Consider the following 19991-nt stretch of genomic DNA (forward strand, 5'->3'; position numbering starts at 1 on the left):
CGCCCAAATCTCATGGCTGGTTAGCCCACTCCGTGGCCAGCAGCCGGCGGGTCTCGCGCAGCAACTGCGGGATCACCTTGGACCCGCCGATGATGGTGATGAAGTTGGCGTCGCCGCCCCAGCGCGGCACGACGTGCACGTGCAGGTGTTCGGCCAGCGATCCGCCCGCCGAGCTGCCCAGATTGAGGCCGACGTTGAAGCCGTGCGGCCGCGACACGTTCTTGATGACGCGAATAGCCTTCTGTATGAAGGCCATCAGTTCCGCGCTCTCCTCGACGGTGAGGTCCTCGAGCTCGGACACCCGCCGATACGGCACCACCATCAGGTGCCCAGGGTTGTAGGGGTACAGGTTGAGGACGGCGTAGACCAAGTCGCCGCGGGCGACCACCAGGCCTTCCTCGTCGGACAGTTGCGGGATGTCGGTGAACGGCTGCTCGGTCTTGCCGTTGTCGCGCTTCATCGGCGCTTCGGCCAGATACGTCATCCGGTAGGGCGTCCACAACCGTTGCAGGTGGTCGCTCTGGCCGACACCGGTGTCCAGGATGGTGTCGTCGGCGCGGTCGTCGGGATCACTCACCGCCGGTTACCTTCACGAGTTCGGCCGTGGGAGTGGCATTCTCGCGATCAGCGATCCACTTGACGATGGCATCGATCGCCGCGCCGACAGGCACGCCGTTGATCTGGGTGCGGTCGCCGAAGCGGAAACTCACCGCCCCCGCCTGGACGTCACGGTCACCGGCCAGCAGCATGAACGGCACCCTCTGGTTGGTGTGGTTGACGATCTTCTTGGCCATCCGGTCGTCGCTGGTGTCCACCTCGACGCGCACCCTGTGTGACTTCAATTGTGCGGCAACCTGATACAGATAGTCGACGTGCTCGTCCGCGACAGGGATGCCGACCACCTGCACTGGCGCCAGCCACGCCGGGAAGGCCCCCGCATAGTGCTCGGTGAGGATGCCGAAGAACCGCTCGATCGAGCCGAACAAAGCCCGGTGGATCAGCACCGGTCGCTGCCGCGAACCGTCGGCGGCGGTGTATTCCAGCTCGAAGCGGTCCGGCATGTTGAAATCAAGCTGAATGGTCGACATCTGCCAGCTGCGACCCAGCGCATCCTTGACCTGCACCGAGATCTTCGGGCCATAGAACGCGGCGCCACCCGGGTCGGGCAGCAGTTCCAGGCCGGACGCTTCGCCGACCTCACGCAAGACTTCGGTGGCCTCGTCCCACATCTCGTCGGAGCCGGAATACTTCTCCGGGTCTTTGGTGGACAGCTCCAAATAGAAGTCGTTGAGCCCGTAGTCGGCCAGCAGGCCAAGCACAAAACGCAGGAGCGAGGCCAGCTCAACGCGCATCTGCTCGCGCGTGCAGTAGATGTGGGCGTCGTCCTGGGTCATGCCCCGCACCCGGGTCAGCCCGTGCACCACACCCGACTTCTCGTAACGGTAGACGCTGCCGAACTCGAAGAGCCGCAACGGAAGCTCGCGGTACGACCGTCCCAGTGACCGATAGATCAGGTGGTGCATCGGGCAGTTCATCGGCTTGAGGTAGTAGTCCTGGCCGGGCTTGCGTACCGTGCCGTCCGGGTTGAACTCGGCGTCGAGGTGCATTGGCGGATACATGCCGTCGGCGTACCACTCCAGGTGCCCCGACGTGACGTAGAGCTGTTCTTTGGTGATGTGCGGGGTGTTGACGAACTCGTAGCCCGCCAGCTCGTGCTCGCGTCGCGAGTACTCCTCCAGTTCGCGCCGGATAATGCCGCCCTTGGGGTGGAAAACGGCCAGCCCGGAACCGATCTCGTCGGGGAAGCTGAACAGGTCCAGCTCGGCGCCCAGCTTGCGGTGGTCGCGCCGCTGGGCTTCGGCGATCAGCTCGAGGTGGCGGTCCAGCGCCTCCTGCGATTCCCATGCGGTGCCGTAGATGCGCTGCAGGCTGGCGTTTTGCTGGTCGCCGCGCCAGTAGGCGGCCGAGCTGCGAGTCAGCTTGAACGCCGGGATGTGCTTGGTGGTGGGGATGTGCGGCCCGCGACACAGGTCGCCCCAAACCCGTTCGCGGGTGCGGGGATTGAGGTTGTCGTAGGCGGTGAGCTCGTCGCCGCCTACCTCCATTATTTCGGCCATGTGCTCGGTTCCGACGGACTTGTCGTCGACGAGTTCGAGCTTGTAGGGCTCGTCGGCCAACTCCGCGCGCGCCTGGTCCTTGGACTCGTAGACGCGGCGCTCGAACAGCTGTCCGTCTTTGACGATCTGGCGCATCCGCTTCTCCAGCGCCGCCAGATCCTCGGGGGTGAACGGCTCGGCCACGTCGAAGTCGTAGTAGAAGCCATCGGTGATGGGCGGCCCGATCCCCAACTTGGCGTGGGGGAACATTCCCTGGACGGCCTGGGCCAACACGTGCGCGGCCGAATGCCGGATGACGCTGCGGCCCTCGTCGGTGTTGGCGGCGACGGGCACGACCTCGACGTCGGCGTCGGGCACCCAGCTCAGGTCGCGCAGCTTGCCGTCGGCGTCGCGCACCACCACGACCGCGTCCGGCGCCCCCCGGCCCGGCAGCCCCGCCTCGCGGACCGCGGCGCCCGCCGTAGTGCCGGCAGGAACCCGGATCGGGGCCTGCGGCGATCGCAAGCCCGGCTCGGCCGGGCGCTGCGGGTCGCCGCCATCGGCCTGCGGGGTGGGCTGTGCGGCGGCGCTCATCGGGTGAATTCTCCAGGCTTGGGCATGTCGGAACGATCGCGACCATGCTATCCGTGTGGCCGACCGCCACCCCACACCGCCGGGCCACACCGATTGACCCCTCGATCGAAGTGCGCCTACCGTGCCTGCGTGGTCACCACCATCGAACGGTTGGCCGGGTGGGCCGCTGACCTTCGTCTCGACGATGTCCCCGACGCGGTGGTCGACCTGTGCCGTACCCAACGCCGATCCGTGTTCGCGGCCACGGCCGCATCGGCCGGTGACGTCGCGTCGCGGCGCGTGCTCGGCGGCGTCGAAAGCTGGGCCGGCGAGGGCCCTGCGGTGGTGCCGGGATTGCGCCGTTCCGTTGCCGTCGACGACGCCCTGTACGCCGCGGCCGCGTTGTCGATCGCGCTCGACTTCGACGACTACATGTGCTTCGCTCACGCCGGCCACTCCGCCGTCTGGGTACCGGTACTCCTGGCCGCCGAGACCGGCGCCTCGGCGGCCGAGCAACTCACCGCCCAGGTGGCGGCCAACGAGCTCGAGGCCCGCTTGGGCGGCGCCTGCCTGCTCGGGCCGCTCAATGGTCAGTTGTGGTCGTTCGTGCATGCCGCCGGAGCCGCCGTCAGCGCTGGGCGGCTGCTCGGACTCGATGCGGGACGGATGGCGCATGCCCTGGCGCTTGCCCTCTACCAGGCTCCGCGCCCCACTGTGCCGGGCTTCATGGCCCCCGATTCGAAGCTGCTGACGGCCGCGGAACCGACTGTGGCCGGCGTCCGGGCCGCGCGACTCGCCGCCAACGGCGTCACCGGTCCGCTGGACGCCCTCGACCACCCGCAGGGCTTCTTCGATGCGTTCTCCTACGCGCCGCTGCCCGCACTGCTGGGTGGGCTCGGCTCCGGTTGGGCGACACGGACTCTGAGCGTCAAGCGGTATCCGGGCTGCGCTTATGTCGATACGACCGTCGACGCGCTGCACGAGCTCGGGCCGCCGCCGGCCGCCGAAGTCGAGTCGGTGGTCGTCGATGCGGGCGTGCTGACCTGCGGGATGGATGCCATGTCGCAGGGGTACACGGGCGGCCGCGTGCCCACACCGGTGACCATCAACTTCTCGATCCCGTGGACCGTGGCGGCCACGCTTGTTGCCGGGCGGCTCACACCGGACGAAGTCAACGAGGAATGGCTGGCCGGCCACCACCGCGAGCTCGCCGAGGTCGCCGCCCGGGTGTCGTTGCGGCACGACTGGTCGCTCACCCTGCGAACGGCCCAAGCGATGGCACCGCTTCTTCCGGTTCGCGCCATGATGGCCGGGACGCCGACGCGCCGACTGCTCGGCGCCCTCCGGCGAACTCGCCGGGAACACAAGGGCGTTCGCTTCGCCCTCGGCGACGGCATCGCTCTGCTCCGCGCCCTGCGAGACGGTGGAATCGGCGCGACCGGGCGAGCGGCGACAGGACAGTTGTGGGCGCCGGCAGCACTCGACGCATTCACCATGACGTTCCCCGCCCGGGTGCGGGTGAGGTTGCGCGGCGGCCGGGAGTTGGCGGCCGAATGCGGTGTTCCGCACGGCGGAGCCGGCAATGTGAAAACCGGTCCCGACGCGGTCAGCCGCGAAAAGCTTTTGGGCAGTGGACCTGCGGTGTGGGGCCAAGAGCGGTCTGAGGACATCTCGGCGGCGATTGACGCCGACGCCGACGACCTGTGGCGCCTGCTGGGCCGTCAGGGCTGACCGGGCTTGAGCCGAACGAACAGGGCGTCGGCTTCGGTCAGCAGCGTCTCGCCGTCGGTCAACCGGCCGGAGACGAAGATCTTGCGCCCGTCCACCCGGTCGACGCCGGCGTCGAACTGCAGTTCCTTCTCGATCGGCACGATGTGGCGGTAGTCGATCTTCAGGTACGCGGTGCGCTGGTAGGGGCCCCCGGTCAGCACCGAGGACGTCAACCCGAGCACGCTGTCGAACAGCATCCCCAGGCATCCGCCGTGCACGGCGCCGTTGCGGCCGAGATGGAACCGGGCGAATCGGGCCGAGCCCTGGATGCGGCCGTCATCGGTCTTGCGGGCCTTCATGGGCACGCTCAGGATGTTGCCGCGCATCGGCAGGTCCATCCGGCGCCCCGACGGGGAGTTCCATTCGTCGGCGTCGAACGGGCTCAATAGCGCCGACACCTTGTCCAGCAGGTCGGCGGCCTCGGTGATCACCGCGTCGGGCGCGTCCACGGCTCGGGCGTGGTCCTGCAGGGTGCGCACGGCGTCGATGAACCGGCCGTAGTCGGGGCCGCCCTTGGTCGTCGGCTCCGGCGGATTGAACCCACCGCCGGGATGCCCGGCCTGTCCGCTGGTCACCCGGACACCGTATCCGGCGGTCAGACGGTTTTCTGACCTCCGGCAGTCGACAGCGCCTCGAACTCGTCGTCGCTCAGCTCGATCTGGGCCGCGGCGACGTTCTCCTCCAGGTGCGTCACCTTCGACGTGCCCGGAATCGGCAGCATCACCGGCGACCGCTTCAGCAACCAGGCCAGCGCGAGTTGCGACGGGCTCGCGTCGTGCTCGGCGGCGATGCGCTGCAGCGGGCCGTCGGCGGCGGCCAGCGGCCCGGCCGCCAGCGGGAACCACGGGATGAACCCGATGCCCTGCTCGGTCGCGGCGTCCAGCAGCGGTTCGGCGCCCCGGGCGGACAGGTTGTACATGTTCTGCACCGAGACGATCTCGGTGATCTTCTGGGCCTCCGCCAGTTGGTCGACGTTGACCTCCGACAGGCCGATGTGGCGGATCTTGCCTTCGTTCTTCAGCGTCAGCAGCTCGCCCACCTGATCGGCCAGCGGGAAGTCGCGGTCGATGCGGTGCAGCTGGAACAGGTCGATGGTGTCGACGCCGAGGCGGCGCAGGCTCATCTCGCATTCCTGGCGCAGATAGCTCGGGTTGCCCAGCGGGATCCAGACGTCCGGTCCGGTGCGCAGCAGGCCCGCCTTGGTCGCGATGACCAGCCCGTCGTACGGGTGCAGCGCCTCGCGAATGATCTCCTCGGCGATGTAGGGGCCGTAGGAGTCGGCGGTGTCGATGAAGTTCACGCCGAGTTCGACGGCGCGCCGCAACACCCTGACGGCCTCGTCGCGGTCAGCCGGCGGCCCCCAGACGCCCTTCCCGGTCAGGCGCATGGCGCCGAACCCGAGCCGGTTGACGGTCAGGTCGCCGCCGAGGGTGAACGTTCCGGACGCTTCTGCAACGGTTTTCGAGTTCTGTGCGGTCACTTTTACGACCGTACGCCGCAAATGTCGGCGCGCATCCCGGCGTGGCAAGCTGGCCGGGTGGACTTAGCAGCGCTCGAGGGCCTCCCGTTGACCTACACCGAGGTGGGAGCGACGGCCTCCGGCACGCTGCCCGCGGGTTACGGCCACCTGCACACCGAGAGCCAGATCGGCACCGGCCGGCAGCGCTTCGAGCAAGCGGCCCACGCCGTCATGCGCTGGGGCATGCAGCACGGGGCCGGCCTGCGGGTCAAGGCCAGCTCCGAGGTCGCCGATGTCGACACGGTGGTGGTGGTGCGCATGGGTTTCCTGCCCGCGCCGTGCCGGGTGGTCTATGTCATCGACGAACCCGACATCCGCGGATTCGCCTACGGCACGCTGCCCGGACACCCGGAGTCTGGTGAGGAACGCTTCGTCGTCCGGCATGACCCCGTCACCTCCGCGGTGTTCGCGGAGGTGACGGCTTTCTCGCGGCCGGCCACCTGGTGGAGCAAGGCCGCGGGGCCGGTGGTGTCGGTGGCCCAGCGTGTCATCGCCAAACGCTATCTGCGCGGCGTCTGAGCCGAGGGGTCATCGGCTCCCGATGGCGCCGCTGTGCACGCCCTGCGCCAGCCGGGCCAGGGCGATGGCGCCCACCAGCAGTCCGAAGTCCCGCAGCGCGACGTCGTAGAAACCCGGCCCGGTGACCAGGTCGATGATGATTCCGGCCAGCCATGCCGCGACCACCCAGGCGCCGAACCGCGGGGCCACGGCGACCAGCACGCCGGCCACGATCTCGATGACGCCCACCAGGTACATGCATTGGTCGGCCGTACCGGGCACCAAGTCGTCGATCCAGCGGGCCAGGTACATGCTCCAGTGATGCGGGTGAGTCAACACGTTGAAGAACTTGTCCAGCCCGAAAACGATGGGCGCGATGGTGAAAACGGTGCGCAGGGCGTAGTACGCCGACAGCGCGGGATCCTTCAGCTGGGCCGCGAACGTGGGGGTCGCGTCGGTTGTGTTCATATTCGCCTCCTTCTAACAGATAATAATCTGAACGTTAGAATCGATAGACTGTAGCGTCAAGAGTTTTATCTGTTAGAAATGGCCGTGGACTTCGACGACGACCCCCTGGAACGCGACGCCGCCGGCATCGGGGCGCTCGCCGACCCGGTGCGCCGCGAGCTCTACCGATATGTGTGCGCACAATCGGCCCCGGTGAGCCGCGACCAGGCGGCCGATGCGGTGGGGATCGCCCACCACCAGGCCAAGTTTCATCTGGATCGGTTAACCGCCGACGGACTGCTGGAAAGCGACTACGCACGTGTGACCGGCCGGTCCGGCCCGGGCGCGGGACGGACATCGAAGCTGTATCGCCGCGCGCGCCGTGACATCGCCGTCAGCCTCCCCCAGCGCGAGTACGAATTGGCGGGACGGCTGATGGCGACGGCGATCGCGGAGTCCGCCAGCACGGGCGAGCCCGTTGTCGAGGTCCTCAACGGGGTTGCGCGCGACTACGGACGGACCATCGCAGCGACGACGCGCCGGCCCGGCAATGCGGCGGCCGGGCTCAAGGCCGCGGTCAAGGTCTTGAGCAGGTACGGCTACGAACCCCACACAGTGGGGCGCCGGATCGAACTCGCCAACTGCCCATTCCACGCGCTCGCCCGGGAGCAGACCGAGTTGGCCTGCAACATGAACCACGCACTCATCACCGGCGTGGCCGACGCCCTGGCGCCGCACGGGCCCGACGCCCGGCTATGCCCCGGGCAGGACCGCTGTTGCGTCGTGCTGACCCCGGGCGACGGGTAGCCCGGCCGCTACCCACCCCAGCCGGACAGCAAACGCTCTGCACCCGAACACATTTCGTCGATCACCTCGGCCACCGAAGCGTCGTCGCGGATCATCCCGACGCCCTGACCGGCGTCCACCGGGGCGACCCGGCGGTCGTCGGCCGCGATGGACGCCGCCAGTTCGTCGCAGGCCTGCGGGTTGAGCGCGTCCTCGTTGCCGGTCCAGCGCTCGACGAAGTCGTTGGTCAGCACCCGCGACGGGAATCGCGCGGGCCACGGCCGGGCCTGGGCGACGTCGAAGGCCCGGGTGACCGCGGTGTCGGTGGCCCGGGCCGCGATCAGTGCGCGGCGGCTGCCGTCGCCGGAGAGCGCCTCGGGACAGGCGGCCAGGCGGGTGCCCACCCACGCGCCGCTCGCCCCGGCGGCCAGCACGGCGGCCAGGCTGCGCGCCGACGCGACCCCGCCGCCGGCGAGCACCGGCACCGAGACGGCATCCAGCACGGTGTCGAGCAACGGCAGGGTCGCGAGCTTCGTCTCACCGTGCCCGCCGCCCTCCGAGCCGCGGGCCACCAGGATGTCGACGCCGGCATCGGCCGCCTGTCGCGCCCCGAGGCCGTCGTACACCTGGGTGGCGGTCGGGATTCCGGCATCGTGGGCTTTGGCGACCCATGACCAGTCGGTGCCGAAACTGACCGACAGCAGCGCCGGCCGCGCGGCCAGGGCGTCGTCCAGCAGGCCCGCCTCGGTGCGCATCACCCAATCGACCAGGCCGATGCCGAACCTGCCCCGCACGTGCTCCAGCTGGGTCCTGAGCAGTTCCCTCGTCGCGACACTGCCCATGCCGACCATGCCCAGACCGCCCGCGGCCGTGACCGCCGCGGCCAGCCGGCCACCGGCGACCCCGCCCATCGGCGCGTTGACGATCGGTACCCGCAGCCCGAAGTCCCGTGACCAGGGCGTGGAAAGCATCGGCTAGTGAGCCGACGGGATGGTCTTGAGGACGGTCAGCATGACCACCGAATCCTCGACCGCGTGCAGGGCGTGCCGTTCCGTCGGGATCGCGACATAGTCGCCGGTCTTGCCCTCCCAGGCGTCGTCGCCGGCGGTCATCCGCACGTGGCCCTGCAGCACCTGCAGCGTTGCCTCCGCGGGGCCGTCGTGCTCGGAAAGCTCATGGCCGCCAAGCAAAGCCAGCACGGTCTGCCGAAGTTCGTGGCTGTGGCCACCGTGGATGGTGTGGGCGGCCCGCCCGCTGTGCGATTCCTTGGCCTCTGCCAGCTTTTCGGACGCGAGGCCGGTCAACGAGATCGATTCCATAGCTGAGTCCTTTGCGGTTGAGCGGAGGCGATCAGGCCGTCAATAGCAGTATCCCCGCGACGACTAACGCGACTACCTTGACCACCTCGAAGGCCACATATACGTAATGGGCTCGGGAGCGCGGTCCCTCCGACCCGGCGAGCACGCTGTCGGATCGGCGCGTCAATCGCGGGCGCACCGCGATCAACTGCAGGGCCAGCGCGCCGACGGCGACGAAGACCGCCGCGGCGATGCCCGGCCGCGTCGGGCCGGCGACCACGATCGCCAGGACGACAAGGGCGAAGCAGACCTCGACGGTGTTGAGGGCGCGAAACACCAGGCGCCCGATGCCGAGCCCGATCTGCAGGGTCACGTTGGGCGCGCGGAACTTCAGCGGCGCTTCCAGGAAGGAGATGGCCAGCACCATGCCGAGCCACACGAAGGTGACGGCGACGGCGATCGCCGGGCCGGTGCTCATGTGGCCGCCTTCTGCAACGCCAGGTGCGCCACACACAGATCCGGTTCGACGAATGCGTCGAGCCGCTCGACTGACACCGGAGCCCCCCAGGCCTCCATGGCGCCCTGCATGAGGCCCAGGTGCACAGGACAGACGACGGTGGTCCGGTTTTCGGCCAACTCCAGGAACGGGCAGTGCCGCAGGCCGACCTGTTGCTCCCCGTCGGCCGCCCGGCGCTCGGGCGCGAAGCCGAGTTCGTCGAGCATGTTGACCAAATGGTCGATGGCGTCGTCGGCGCTGGCGGGCCGCGTGGGCACCGCTTCCAGGCTGGATTCCAGTTTGTGCCCCCAGGCCCGGCCCGCGGCCTGGGCCTTGGCGCCGGCATCGCGCTCTCCGGCGAAGGCGGTGGCCAGGATCTCGGCAAGCAGGCGGTAGTGCCGCGTGCCGCCGCGGTCCATCTGCCGGACGGCGCGGAACATCAGCGGAGGGCGGCCCGGCCCCTTGCGGTCCAGTTCGACATGCTCCACTTGCCCGTCGCCGACCAGGCTGTCGAGGTGGAAGCGGACGGTGTTCGGGTGCACGCCCAGCATTTCGGCGATCGCGGCGATGCTCATGGGGTCGGGTGACCTGCGCAACACCCGCAGCACCTCGCGCCGGCGGCTGGCGGATTCCCCGACCGAAGGGGGCGGCAACTTCACGGGACCCTCACGCTCCTTCCGCTTGGTCGGCCCTCGGCTGAGCGGCCACCAAAGGCGTGTCTACACCGAGCGGCCCCAGCTTGGCCGCCCCACCCGGAGATCCCAAGGGGGCGTCGCGGCCCGGCAGCGTCTCGGCGAAGAACGCCTCATTGTCGGCCAGGTACGGTCTGAGCTCCTCGGGCAGGTCGTCTTCGTAGTAGATGGCGTCGACCGGGCACACCGGTTCGCACGCGCCGCAGTCCACGCATTCGTCGGGATGGATGTAGAGCGCCCGTCCGCCCTCGTAGATGCAGTCGACGGGACACTCCTCCACACAGGCACGGTCCATCACGTCGATGCACGGCTTTCCGATCACGTATGCCATGCGGCAGAGTTTACACAACGGCTCTTGTAAAAACCAGGGCCTTGGGAGGACCTCCGCCGGCATCGCGGTCGACGGCCTAAACGCTTTGAGCCGACGCCGGTTTCGCGTCTTCGGGATGGGCGAGCCGGTATACCTCGATCAGCCGCGCCACATCGGTGGGGGTGACGATGCCGACCACCTGGTCGCCCTCGAACACCAGGGCGCGGCTGCGCGGACCCGCGGGCGCCATGCGCTCCAGCAGGGCGGTCAGCGGCTCCTGGGGCGCACCGGAGGGCACCTCGTGCAGCGGTTGCGCGACGTCGCCCACGGTGGTGGTGGTGCGCCGCCCGGGCGCGACGTCACGCAACTGCCGCAACGTGATCAGTCCTGAGACCGCCCCACTCTGGTCGACGACCGGGTACGCCGAGTGGCGGTCGCCGAGCACGTAGCGCTGGACGAAGTCGTCGACGGTGATCCACCCGGGAGCGGTATGCGGCCGGGCCGTCATGGCGTCGGCGACGCGCACCCCGGAAAACATCTGCTGGGTCGATATCCGCATCTCCTCTTCGCGACTGGCCGCGAAGATGAACCAGCCGATGAAGGCCAACCAGACGCCGCCGACGAGGCCGCCCAACAGGAATTCCGCCAAGCCCAACCCGATCAGGATGAACGCGACCACCCGGCCGGCGTGCGCGGCCCCGATGCTGGCGCGCACGCTGTCGCCGTGGCGGCGCCACAGGAAGGCCCGCAGCACCCGGCCACCGTCCAAGGGCGCGCCCGGCAGCAGATTGAACAGGCCCAGCAGCAGGTTGATGCCCGCCAGCCAGGAGGCGACGCCGACCACGATCGGGGCGGCGCCGACCATCGGCAGCGCGACAACGAGGCCGCCGAAGATGGCCGCCAGCGCAAGGCTGGTGGCCGGTCCGGCAATCGCGATCCGCAAAGCCGCCCGGGGTGTCTTCGCCTCGCCGCCCAGGGTCGTCACACCGCCGAACAGCCAGAGCGTCACGCTCCCCACGGCCACCCCGGCGCGACGGGCGACCACGGCGTGCGCCAGTTCGTGCGCCACCAGCGAGGCCAGCAACACCAGCGCGCCACACGCACCGGCCACCCAGTAGGCGACCGGCGAATACCCCTTGACGCTGCCGGGAAGGGTGCTTGCCAGGCTCCAGGTGAACAGCCAAAGAATGACCAGCACGCTCCAGTGGACATTCACCGGAAAACCGGCGATCCGCCCCAGCGGGATCGCATCGCGCACCTCAAACCTCCAAAGTCGTTGCGGCCAGGCGATTCGACCGCCGCCTCCTTATCCGAAAGTAGGGCGGCGCCGCGGTCGTCACTAGGGCCGTTGGACCCCGCTGGCGCCGCCGATCGGCCTACTTTGGACACGGTCAAAACTCGCACCGCCGTCCCAGGCAACCGCCGCTGAACGTGGCGTCGGCGGCGAGCAGCGCCTGGTCGGAACCGACGTAACTGAGCACCTGGCCTTCCCGGGTGCCGTAGCGGTAGACGGTGATGCCTTTCACTTTGGCCTTCCACGCGGCCAGGTAGATCGCCCGGACGTCCTCGACCGTCGACTCCGCCGGCAGATTGACGGTCTTGGACACCGCGGCGTCGACGTGCCGCTGCACCGCGGCCTGCATCCGCAGGTGCCATTCCGGGGCGATTTCCGCCGCGGTGGGGAACGCCGCGCGCACCTCGGGGGGCACGTGCGGGTCCCCGCGCACGCCGCCGCACCGGGCGATCTCGGCGATCAGGTCGGGATGGTAGAAGCCTCGGTCGCGGGCGAGGCGGTCGAAGCACGGGTTGACTTCGAGCAGCCGTCGCCCGATGACGGCACGCACGTAGGCGATCGCGAACATCGGCTCGATCCCCGCGCTCGTGCCGGCGATCAGCGAGATCGTGCCGGTCGGGGCGATCGAGGTGAGCTGGGCGTTGCGCTGTGGCGCCGACCCCGCAAACCGGCTGTCGCCGAAGGCCGGAAACGGTCCGCGTTCCTCGGCCAGCCGCTCCGAGGCGGCGCGCGCGACCCGGCCGATGGTGCGGGCGATCCGCCCGGCCAGGCGAACGCCCCGTTCGCTGTCGTACGGAATGCCCAGGCCGGCCAGCATCTCGGCCAGGCCCATCACGCCCAACCCGATCTTGCGGGTGGCCGTGGTGGCCGCCTCGATCTCGGGGAAGGGGAAGCGGCTGACGTCGATGACGTCGTCCAGGAAGCGCACGGCGAGTTCGGCCACCGCCGCGAGGCGGTCCCAGTCGACGCCACCGCCGCTGACCATCCGGGCGAGGTTGATGGACCCCAAGTTGCACGATTCGTAGGGCAACAACGGGACTTCGCCGCACGGGTTGGTCGCCTCGATCCGGCCCAGCGCCGGTGTGGGATTGGCGCGGTTGATCGTGTCGAGGAACACCAGCCCCGGATCGCCACACCGGTGCGCCGCCTCGCAGATCGCGGTGAACAGCTCGGCAGCGGAGACCGTTGCGACCGTCGCGCCGGTCCTCGGGTTGACCAGTCGGTGGCTGCGGCCGGCCCCGACGGCGCGCAAGAACTCGTCCGTCACCCCGACCGAGAGGTTGAACTGGTTGAGCTCGCTCGGCGAGCCGGATTTGGCGGTGACGAAGTCGTAGATGTCGGGGTGCGATACGTCCAGCACGGCCATGGACGCGCCCCGTCGACGGCCGCCCATCGAGATGACCGCGGCGGCGTAGTCGAAAAGCCGCAGAAACGACAGCGGCCCGCTGGCCGTGCCCCCGGTGCGGGCCACCAGGTCACCGGCGGGCCGCAGGTGGCTGAACGGGTAGCCGGTCCCTCCCCCGGCCTGGTGGATGTCCGCGCCCTGGGCGAGCGCGGCGAAAATCGAGTGCAGCGAATCCTGCACCGGGAGGACGAAACAGCCGGAGAGCACGCCCAGCTCGGTACCGGCGTTCATCAGCGTCGGCGAGTTGGGCAAGAACTCGAGGCCGCGCAGCATCGCCGAAAACCGTTGGGACCACATGGCCGAGGACCCGCGACGGTACCGCTCCTCGGCCCCCGCCACATGGTTCGCGACGCGGTCCATCATTTCGCCGGTCGACTCCACGGGCCTGCCCCGGTCGTCTCGCCGCAGATAGCGTTCGCCCAGCACGGTCACGGCAGCCACACTCAATTTCAGGTCATCGCGCACGCCGATCAGCTCTTTGGTCGCGCGCAGCTCGGCATGCTGCTGGCGGTAGACGACATAAGCGCGGGCCACGTCGTCCAAGCCGGCCGCCCCCAGCTGCGCCTCGACCAGATCCTGGATGTCCTCGACCGTGGGAATCCCGCTGCGGGGCCGACCCACCAGGGCGTCGGCTACCGACCCGGCGAGCGCACCGGGCAGGTCGGGGTCGCGATGCCCGACCTCGCGCGCTGCCCGGGCGATCGCCTTTTCGATGCGGCCCACATCGAACGGCACCAGGCGCCCGTCCCGGCGCCGGACGCTCGACGGCCACCGCGTAGACCGCGCTGTCCCGACCATCATCCGAGTATCCCCGTCGCGCCAAAAGTCGTCGCCCGAAACGTGATAAGGACTTCCGTCCCTACCCTGGCGCCGGCTCGCGTGGTCGGATCGAAGATGTCCGTTTCAGACAAGTGACAACATCTGTAGGAGAAGACGATGACCACCACCCTGCCGGCGGCCCAAAAACCGCACACGCTGTTCCCCGAGTTCTTTTCGGCCTTCCCGTCCTTTGCCGGACTCCGCTCGATGTTCGACACCCGGCTCATGCGGCTGGAAGACGAAATGGTCGACGGCCGCTACGAGGTGCGCGCCGAGATCCCCGGCATCGACCCGGAAAAGGACATCGATATCACCGTCCGCGACGGCCAGCTCACCATCAAGGCCGAGCGCAGCGAGAAGAAGGAATTCGACGGCCGATCGGAATTCACCTACGGCTCGTTCGTCCGCACCGTGTCGCTGCCGTCCAACGCGAACGAAGACGACATCAAGGCCACCTACGACAAAGGCATTTTGACTGTCTCCGTGCCGGTTTCGCAGCCCGCACCCGAGGAGAAGCACGTCAAAGTCGCCGCCAAATAGCCGGCTGAAGCGCGGGCCCGGGCAGCGTCGCCCGGGCCCCATGGCCGTTACGCAGGCGGATTCCGGTGATGACTTTGGGCCCTATCCGCAATCTGCGCGTGACGCAATAATGACGACGTCTGACGTAATTTTGCTGGTGCGATTTGCGGCTGAACAAAGGAGCATCACGGCTATGGGTAATAGCCCGACGATGTTGTTGACCGACTCTGACGTGGACGCCCTGGCTTCGGAATTCCTGCAGTCGCGGTATCTCGGCACGATTTATGCCGACTGGTCCCCCGATCGACGCCTCGACACGTTCCTGCGGCGCCGCGGCCTGTCTCGCGTCGCCGACGACGGCGACCTGTCCAACACCGTCTTGGAACGCATCATGGCCCACGTGGGCCGCGCGTCGCGGTTGGCGCGAGGCTGATCGTTTCCCGCGAATCGTGCCGCGCGAGGGCGGCACATCGGGCTCAGTGGCGTTCTTGCGAAGGCAGGTAACGTTTCTCGACAGCTTCGACCACTTGCTGGCGGATGCGTTCCAAGTCGGCGGCGCGACGGGCTTCCAGGTCGTCCTCCCAGGCCGCTACCCGCGCCGCGAGCTCTTTGTCGGCGATGGTGCCTTCCAGCCAGTGGGAGAAGTCGCCGCGTTCGAGATGATATTCGAGCGCTTGTTGGTCGAGATGCCGCAACGCAACCGTGAAGTCATGCATCGTCGCGGCCGGTGCGATGGGCAGGCCGTCGGTGGTGTGGAAGTAGAACCGCCGCTCCGCCGGAAGGTGGATATCGGCGTATTTGTGGCGGTGCCGGACGTGCCTGGTATGGCGTTCCCCGATGGTGAACTCGCGGGGCGGTCCCGAGCCGAATCGGATGGTGGCGCGGCGTCGGGAGGCGAGGTCCGTTACCGTGTCGGACCTCGTGAGAGCCAGCACGACGTCGCTGCTGTCGGCCTCGTGGGCGGGCAACGATGCCGGGACGAAGGAGCACAGGACGTAGCCGCCGCGGCGTGCCCAGTGAGCTTCCTCTCCCATGCCGAGGAGGTGGGCCTCGTCGTAAATCACCCAATGCGGGTAGCCGCACCGTTCGCGGTGCGCCTCAGCGGTCGACCGAAGCCGATGCACGTAGTCGGTTTTGCCCGGCTCGGCTACTCCCGACAGGTCGACCACCATGCCGGAGTTGGGACGCAACGCCTTGACCAGCTCGGCGGGTTCCGGGAGATGGTGGCCGGCGTCGACGACCTGCACGTGGCCGAGTTGCTGTAGCTGCAGGTGATCACCCTCGGGGTCGATGACAAGAACGCAGTAGCCGGCCGAGACCCATCGCTCCGCCATCAGGCCGACGAGATAGCTCTTGCCCGACGCGGCCGGGCCGGTGACCAGGATGCGCGCCTGGCTGCCCGGCAACCTGGTGGGGGTGCCGTCCTCGAACGCTCCGATCTCGAGCCAGTGGCGCGGCGGGCACAGACGTTCTGCGCCAGACAGATAGGGGCCGTTCAGCAGTCCGGTCACGCCGGCACCACCCGGCTCGTCCAGGACCACATCGGCCGATCGCCGAAGCGACGAGACGGCGTTGGCCACCGCCGCACCCACCTCGGCTACCGCCAGTAACGACAAATCGTTCTCGGCGTCGCCGACGGCCACGGTGTTGTGCGGCGACAGGTTCATCGTTTCCAAGAGTGCGGTCAACCCGGTGCCCTTGGTGATCCCTGCCGGCAGCACCATCAGGGCGGCCCGATTTCGGACCAACTGGTAGTCCATTCCCAGCTCACCGATCACCTCGGCGACGTCCGCGAGGTGCTCACCGTCGACAGCCACCAGCACCTCACCCCGCCGGTAGGGGATCTCCCGCTTGGCGAGCGCTTCATCAAGGTCCGGCCCCACGGGCGGCGCCAGCGGCTGCGCCTGTCCGTCGAACGACACGACAGCGCCGTTCTCGAGCACCAGCGCATCGACGTGGTCGGCCAACTGAGGGAACTCGGCGTGCAATTCGGCCCCGATGCGGCCGGTGACCACCACGATCGCCAAGCCGTCGCTGCGTGCCTGGTCGACCACCCGCAGGACCGCTGGATCCAGTTTGCCGCCCGACGTGAGGGTGCCGTCGAGGTCGACTGCGACCACCTTGAAAAACGCCAAAGCCTCGCCCACCTGTATTCGCCGAACCGCAATCCGAATGCTTGTGCCGGGACATCCGATGCCCATGCCCAACGTATGGCCTGTCGCCTGCAACCCTCTAGGGCCGTTCGTCCCCGTTGGGCATTGACGAGTGGCCCGGACGCATCACGGTGCTGCGCCGTCAGGCGGCACCCAGGGCATCCTCCAGCTCCGCCAGCGACTGCTCGGTCAGGGGAATCAGAGTCTCGATGTCGGGCACCACGTCGCGGCCCGCGGCGTAGCCGAATCCGACCCGGTCGGCGTATGAGCACGTTGTGATGTTGAGCCCGTGGCCGTCGTAGACCGTCGAAACCGGATACATTTCCTCGATACGGGCGCCATTCCAATACATTTCGGCCGCCGGACCACGAACGTGCGAAATCGGCAGGTTGTATCCGGTCCGGATTTTCGGCGTGAACGGCAGCAGCGGGCCGATCGCCGTCGTCGCGATGCTTCCGGCGTTCGTCAGCAGAGATGCCGCCGCCCCGCGTTTGGCCACCCAGCGCTTCCCCTCCGACATCGATCGATGGATCGCGTTCAGTCGGGCCAGCGGGTCATCCAGCTCGGTGCGCAGCGGGCACATCCACAGCCCGAACCTGTTGGCATGCCCATCGTTTGGCATTTCGTGCTCCCGGTCGCGCACCGTGATGGGGCAGGCGGCCACCAGTGACCGCTTGGGCAGCTCCCCTATCTCCAGCAACCAGCGGCGGACAACCCCGGCGGCCATCGCGGTGAGGACGTCGTTGACGGTCACGCCGGCCGCCCGCCGCACGGCGTGGATGCGATCGTTTGCCCAGCTGCCCGCGGCCACCGCGCGCTCGGGGCCCAGGCGGCCGTTGAACCGGGTGTAGGGCGCTCCCAGGGGCAGCGCGGTGGTGTGGTCGACCAGGGCGTCCAGCACAGTGGCGATTTCGCCGGTGGCCACCCGCCCGACCAGCCCCGCACCCGACGCGGCGACGCCGGTGAGCGACCGTAGCGGCGACAATAACCGAGAAATCAGCCCACCCGGCTCCGGCGCCGACCCCGTGGGCTCGCCACATGAGTCGGCGTAAAACGGTGGCATCGAACGCCGGTCCGGGTCGTCGCTGAGCGCATCGGTGATCATTCGGAAGCCGGCCACGCCGTCGACGACGGTGTGGTGCACCTTGATGTAGAAGGCGAACCGGCCCCGGTCGAGGCCGTCGATCAGGTACGACATCCACATCGGCCGTGACCGATCGAGGCCCAGTGCGTCCAGCTCGCCGATCAGCCGCCACAAGCCGTCCCCGGAGACGGTGCGGCGCTGGCAATGTCGGCTGATATCAACGGGATCCATGTGCCGCCAGACCCACATGCCACCGGTGTCCACACCGCGGTGCGGATACTTGCGCAGCCGGGGATCGATTGAGCCGTTCCCGGCCAGCGTCGTCCGATGCAACTCGTCGACGTAGCCGGGTCCGGCGTCGCCGGGCGGAGACAGGATCAGCACGGCACCGACGTGCATCGGGTTGGACACCCACTCCGCGGTCATCATCGCCGCGTCGAGCGGATCCAGCGGGTTCATCGTCGAACCTCCGCGGCTAGGCGGGGCGGTCACGCTCGTCTACGGTACCGGTCAGCAGGCCCGACTGCTGCAACGCCGCCTCGACGAACCGCTGGACCGGTCGGGCGCGGAAGAATCCGGTGTGCCCGCCGCGGTACCAGACGATTTCGGGTTTGCCCCAGTGCTCCCAGAGGCGGACGACCTGCTCGCGTGGGTGCACCACCTGATCGGCGACGCCCGCGTAGATGAACCGGCCCGGCATCGGCACGAGCGGGGTCAGTGACAGGGGCGACGTCATCCGTCCGATGGGCTCGGCGAGTTCGATCGTCTCGCGGCGGGGATCGCCGGGTGCAAGCCCGGAGTGCCGACTCAGCAGCCCGACCAGGTCCGCGACCGGGACACCGAGGATCGCGCACGTCAGCCCGGCTTCGAGGCTGGCGACCAACGCGGTGATGTAGCCGCCCAGCGACAAACCGTTCAACCCGATCTGCGATTCGGGCTCCTGCCGGCGTATCCAGGAGAGCAACCGGCGGATGTCCCACACCGCCTGCCCCGTCGCGTGCACGTCGTCGAGGACGTCCTCTCCGGGGAAGACCGCACCCTTCGGGAGGCCCCTGGCGCGGGGGCCGTGCATCGGGAGGACAGGCATGACGACGTTCAAACCGAGATCTTCGTGCAACCGCCAGGCCCGGAACAGGGCGAGATCCAAAGCGGCTCGGCCCATTTCAGTTCCGTGGATGCACACCAGCCACGGCCGTGGTTGCGGATGGCGAAGCAGCAGGGCGTATTCGCGGTTGTTCGCGGTGTAACCCATCCACCGGTCGGCGCCCGGTTCACCGGGCCGGGGCAGATACCCGCTGTCGAAGGACATGCGATAGAAGGTGCGCTTGCCCTTCTTGACCTTTCGCACCTCGACGTCCGAAAGCGGCGGCGGTGCACCGAAGAATCTTTTGGGGTTGTCGAGCCATCCGCGGTCGCCGTAGAACTTCAGCCCGGCGACCACCTCGCTCGTGATCCGCTCGAATTCTTCGGGGCGGCTGACCGGGCGTCGCGCCTTCAGGCCCAGCAGGACGACCTCGTCGCGAAACGCCTGCGCCGCCAGGGCGAGGGTGGGTCGCGCGATGGGAAGCTCGTCGGGCGCCTGGCTCAGGTAGTCGCGCCACGACTCGGCGACGTACCGACCGGTGCTGGTGAACGGTTTGACGGCGCTGCCCAGGCCGACGCCCCCGGGCGGGCTCAAAGGTAAGGAGCCCGGGCGCCGGGGAGCACCGTTGTTGGTCGATACCGCCATGGTGGCAAGTTAGCAGGCGCGCAATTCGGCGTGTTAGGGACTTACGGCCCGGTCACGGCTGCGAAAGTCCTTGGCCGTCAAGCCGACGGCCAGGGCCCCGGTCCACGCCGGCTGAGCGGGCGTGAAGGGCCTTTCGCCACTCGTGTCGCACGCCGGCCAGTCGTAACGTCGGAGCCGCACACGCAAGCTGTGACCTAAGGAGTGGGGAATCATGGCAGAAGCACCGCAGAAGACCGAGCCGCGCTGGGCCGAACTCTCCGACGACGTGCTGGAATCGGTCGAAAACGGCCGCAAGCAAGCCATCGAGGCGGTCCGCAAGTTCGTCGACCAGATCAGTCCCGTGCTCCCGGAAGAGTCACGACGCAAGACCGTCGTCGACGCCGCCCTGGACCTGGCCGATGAGTTGGTCACCGCGCGCATCGAGTTCTTCCGGAACGTGGTCCGAAGCGCCGGTCAGGCCGTCGGCAAGCGCGACGACTGAACCTCGCCCTCACGGGCTGTCC

At 68.6% G+C, this 19991-nt stretch carries 21 protein-coding genes; 6 read left to right on the forward strand and 15 right to left on the reverse strand.

The genetic code is table 11. The features are described 5' to 3' along the window. Positions 1 to 10: 10 nt before the first annotated feature. Positions 11 to 577, reverse strand: a complete 567-nt coding sequence (locus tag A5692_RS18085) for an HIT domain-containing protein (protein WP_068058300.1) — start codon at positions 575 to 577, stop codon at positions 11 to 13. Beyond that, positions 570 to 2690, reverse strand: a complete 2121-nt coding sequence (thrS, locus tag A5692_RS18090) for a threonine--tRNA ligase (RefSeq protein WP_068058302.1) — start codon at positions 2688 to 2690, stop codon at positions 570 to 572. Before thrS ends, A5692_RS18085 begins: the two co-directional genes overlap by 8 nt. A 129-nt stretch (positions 2691 to 2819) precedes the next feature. Here thrS and A5692_RS18095 point away from each other — a divergent pair, with 129 nt between their 5' ends. Then, positions 2820 to 4400: an MmgE/PrpD family protein gene (locus tag A5692_RS18095; RefSeq protein WP_068058303.1), complete on the forward strand. Its 1581-nt coding sequence runs from the start codon at positions 2820 to 2822 to the stop codon at positions 4398 to 4400. On the opposite strand, the gene A5692_RS18100 is transcribed toward A5692_RS18095, so the two are convergent. Then, positions 4391 to 5014: a PaaI family thioesterase gene (locus A5692_RS18100; protein ID WP_068058304.1), complete on the reverse strand. Its 624-nt coding sequence runs from the start codon at positions 5012 to 5014 to the stop codon at positions 4391 to 4393. The two genes, A5692_RS18095 and A5692_RS18100, sit on opposite strands and share 10 nt — an antisense overlap. A gap of 20 nt (positions 5015 to 5034) precedes the next feature. Beyond that, a complete protein-coding gene (locus tag A5692_RS18105) occupies positions 5035 to 5919 on the reverse strand; it encodes an aldo/keto reductase (RefSeq protein WP_068058305.1) in 885 nt (294 codons plus the stop codon). A gap of 57 nt (positions 5920 to 5976) precedes the next feature. Between A5692_RS18105 and A5692_RS18110 the strand changes: the two genes are divergently transcribed. After that, the gene (locus A5692_RS18110) at positions 5977 to 6477 is read left to right on the forward strand and encodes a DUF1990 family protein (RefSeq protein ID WP_068058383.1); all 501 of its coding nucleotides are present in this window, start codon (positions 5977 to 5979) and stop codon (positions 6475 to 6477) included. A 9-nt stretch (positions 6478 to 6486) separates the two neighbouring features. Here A5692_RS18110 and A5692_RS18115 read toward each other — a convergent pair whose 3' ends face one another. Then, a complete protein-coding gene (locus tag A5692_RS18115; protein ID WP_068058307.1) occupies positions 6487 to 6924 on the reverse strand; it encodes a DoxX family membrane protein in 438 nt (145 codons plus the stop codon). Positions 6925 to 7002: 78 nt separating this feature from the next. Between A5692_RS18115 and A5692_RS18120 the strand changes: the two genes are divergently transcribed. Continuing rightward, the gene (locus A5692_RS18120) at positions 7003 to 7710 is read left to right on the forward strand and encodes a metalloregulator ArsR/SmtB family transcription factor (RefSeq protein WP_068058309.1); all 708 of its coding nucleotides are present in this window, start codon (positions 7003 to 7005) and stop codon (positions 7708 to 7710) included. Between the two features lie 8 nt (positions 7711 to 7718). On the opposite strand, the gene A5692_RS18125 is transcribed toward A5692_RS18120, so the two are convergent. From A5692_RS18125 to A5692_RS18155, 7 genes are all read right to left on the reverse strand, one after another. Then, complete coding sequence (locus A5692_RS18125; protein ID WP_068058311.1) at positions 7719 to 8660, reverse strand: nitronate monooxygenase family protein; 942 nt, start codon at positions 8658 to 8660, stop codon at positions 7719 to 7721. A 3-nt stretch (positions 8661 to 8663) separates the two neighbouring features. Next, positions 8664 to 9008, reverse strand: coding sequence for a cupin domain-containing protein (locus A5692_RS18130; RefSeq protein ID WP_068058313.1), 345 nt, complete (start codon positions 9006 to 9008; stop codon positions 8664 to 8666). Positions 9009 to 9039: 31 nt separating this feature from the next. Next, positions 9040 to 9465, reverse strand: coding sequence for a hypothetical protein (locus A5692_RS18135; protein WP_068058315.1), 426 nt, complete (start codon positions 9463 to 9465; stop codon positions 9040 to 9042). Beyond that, positions 9462 to 10142: a metalloregulator ArsR/SmtB family transcription factor gene (locus tag A5692_RS18140; protein ID WP_068058317.1), complete on the reverse strand. Its 681-nt coding sequence runs from the start codon at positions 10140 to 10142 to the stop codon at positions 9462 to 9464. The genes A5692_RS18135 and A5692_RS18140 overlap by 4 nt, the downstream gene beginning before the upstream one ends. A gap of 7 nt (positions 10143 to 10149) precedes the next feature. Then, positions 10150 to 10506 carry a ferredoxin gene (gene fdxA / locus A5692_RS18145; protein WP_068058319.1) on the reverse strand — a complete coding sequence of 119 codons (357 nt, stop codon included), beginning with the start codon at positions 10504 to 10506 and terminating at the stop codon, positions 10150 to 10152. A gap of 76 nt (positions 10507 to 10582) precedes the next feature. Continuing rightward, positions 10583 to 11743: a site-2 protease family protein gene (locus A5692_RS18150; protein ID WP_068058321.1), complete on the reverse strand. Its 1161-nt coding sequence runs from the start codon at positions 11741 to 11743 to the stop codon at positions 10583 to 10585. Between the two features lie 133 nt (positions 11744 to 11876). After that, positions 11877 to 13982 carry an adenosylcobalamin-dependent ribonucleoside-diphosphate reductase gene (locus A5692_RS18155; protein ID WP_068058386.1) on the reverse strand — a complete coding sequence of 702 codons (2106 nt, stop codon included), beginning with the start codon at positions 13980 to 13982 and terminating at the stop codon, positions 11877 to 11879. 138 nt (positions 13983 to 14120) lie between these two features. On the opposite strand from A5692_RS18155, the gene A5692_RS18160 reads away from it, so the two are divergent. Beyond that, positions 14121 to 14543: an Hsp20/alpha crystallin family protein gene (locus A5692_RS18160; protein WP_068058325.1), complete on the forward strand. Its 423-nt coding sequence runs from the start codon at positions 14121 to 14123 to the stop codon at positions 14541 to 14543. 196 nt (positions 14544 to 14739) lie between these two features. Beyond that, entirely contained in the window at positions 14740 to 14955 is a 216-nt protein-coding gene (locus tag A5692_RS18165) for a hypothetical protein (protein ID WP_197514499.1), read from the forward strand. A 43-nt stretch (positions 14956 to 14998) separates the two neighbouring features. Here A5692_RS18165 and A5692_RS18170 read toward each other — a convergent pair whose 3' ends face one another. The 3 genes from A5692_RS18170 to A5692_RS18180 all read right to left on the reverse strand — a co-directional run bounded on the left by A5692_RS18170 (position 14999) and on the right by A5692_RS18180 (position 19488). Beyond that, entirely contained in the window at positions 14999 to 16669 is a 1671-nt protein-coding gene (locus A5692_RS18170; protein ID WP_231984362.1) for an HAD-IIB family hydrolase, read from the reverse strand. Positions 16670 to 16817: 148 nt separating this feature from the next. After that, positions 16818 to 18218 (reverse strand): wax ester/triacylglycerol synthase family O-acyltransferase, encoded by a 1401-nt coding sequence (locus tag A5692_RS18175; protein WP_068058329.1) that lies wholly within the window; start codon positions 18216 to 18218, stop codon positions 16818 to 16820. Between the two features lie 16 nt (positions 18219 to 18234). After that, the gene (locus A5692_RS18180; protein WP_068058331.1) at positions 18235 to 19488 is read right to left on the reverse strand and encodes a S9 family peptidase; all 1254 of its coding nucleotides are present in this window, start codon (positions 19486 to 19488) and stop codon (positions 18235 to 18237) included. Positions 19489 to 19699: 211 nt separating this feature from the next. Here A5692_RS18180 and A5692_RS18185 point away from each other — a divergent pair, with 211 nt between their 5' ends. Next, positions 19700 to 19969 carry a hypothetical protein gene (locus tag A5692_RS18185; protein ID WP_068058333.1) on the forward strand — a complete coding sequence of 90 codons (270 nt, stop codon included), beginning with the start codon at positions 19700 to 19702 and terminating at the stop codon, positions 19967 to 19969. Positions 19970 to 19991 lie beyond the last annotated feature (22 nt).

Origin of the sequence: Mycobacterium sp. E342, from assembly GCF_001667665.1 — a bacterium.
Lineage (GTDB): Bacteria > Actinomycetota > Actinomycetes > Mycobacteriales > Mycobacteriaceae > Mycobacterium.

Bases quoted from the DNA above. Each gene is read 5' to 3' on its own strand.
- thrS (WP_068058302.1), bottom strand. From the start codon at position 2,690: ATGAGCGCCGCCGCACAGCCCACCCCGCAGGCCGATGGCGGCGACCCG.
- A5692_RS18115 (WP_068058307.1), bottom strand. From the start codon at position 6,924: ATGAACACAACCGACGCGACCCCCACGTTCGCGGCCCAGCTGAAGGAT.
- A5692_RS18120 (WP_068058309.1), top strand. From the start codon at position 7,003: ATGGCCGTGGACTTCGACGACGACCCCCTGGAACGCGACGCCGCCGGC.
- A5692_RS18125 (WP_068058311.1), bottom strand. From the start codon at position 8,660: ATGCTTTCCACGCCCTGGTCACGGGACTTCGGGCTGCGGGTACCGATC.
- A5692_RS18130 (WP_068058313.1), bottom strand. From the start codon at position 9,008: ATGGAATCGATCTCGTTGACCGGCCTCGCGTCCGAAAAGCTGGCAGAG.
- A5692_RS18135 (WP_068058315.1), bottom strand. From the start codon at position 9,465: ATGAGCACCGGCCCGGCGATCGCCGTCGCCGTCACCTTCGTGTGGCTC.
- fdxA (WP_068058319.1), bottom strand. From the start codon at position 10,506: ATGGCATACGTGATCGGAAAGCCGTGCATCGACGTGATGGACCGTGCC.
- A5692_RS18155 (WP_068058386.1), bottom strand. From the start codon at position 13,982: ATGGTCGGGACAGCGCGGTCTACGCGGTGGCCGTCGAGCGTCCGGCGC.
- A5692_RS18160 (WP_068058325.1), top strand. From the start codon at position 14,121: ATGACCACCACCCTGCCGGCGGCCCAAAAACCGCACACGCTGTTCCCC.
- A5692_RS18175 (WP_068058329.1), bottom strand. From the start codon at position 18,218: ATGAACCCGCTGGATCCGCTCGACGCGGCGATGATGACCGCGGAGTGG.
- A5692_RS18180 (WP_068058331.1), bottom strand. From the start codon at position 19,488: ATGGCGGTATCGACCAACAACGGTGCTCCCCGGCGCCCGGGCTCCTTA.
- A5692_RS18185 (WP_068058333.1), top strand. From the start codon at position 19,700: ATGGCAGAAGCACCGCAGAAGACCGAGCCGCGCTGGGCCGAACTCTCC.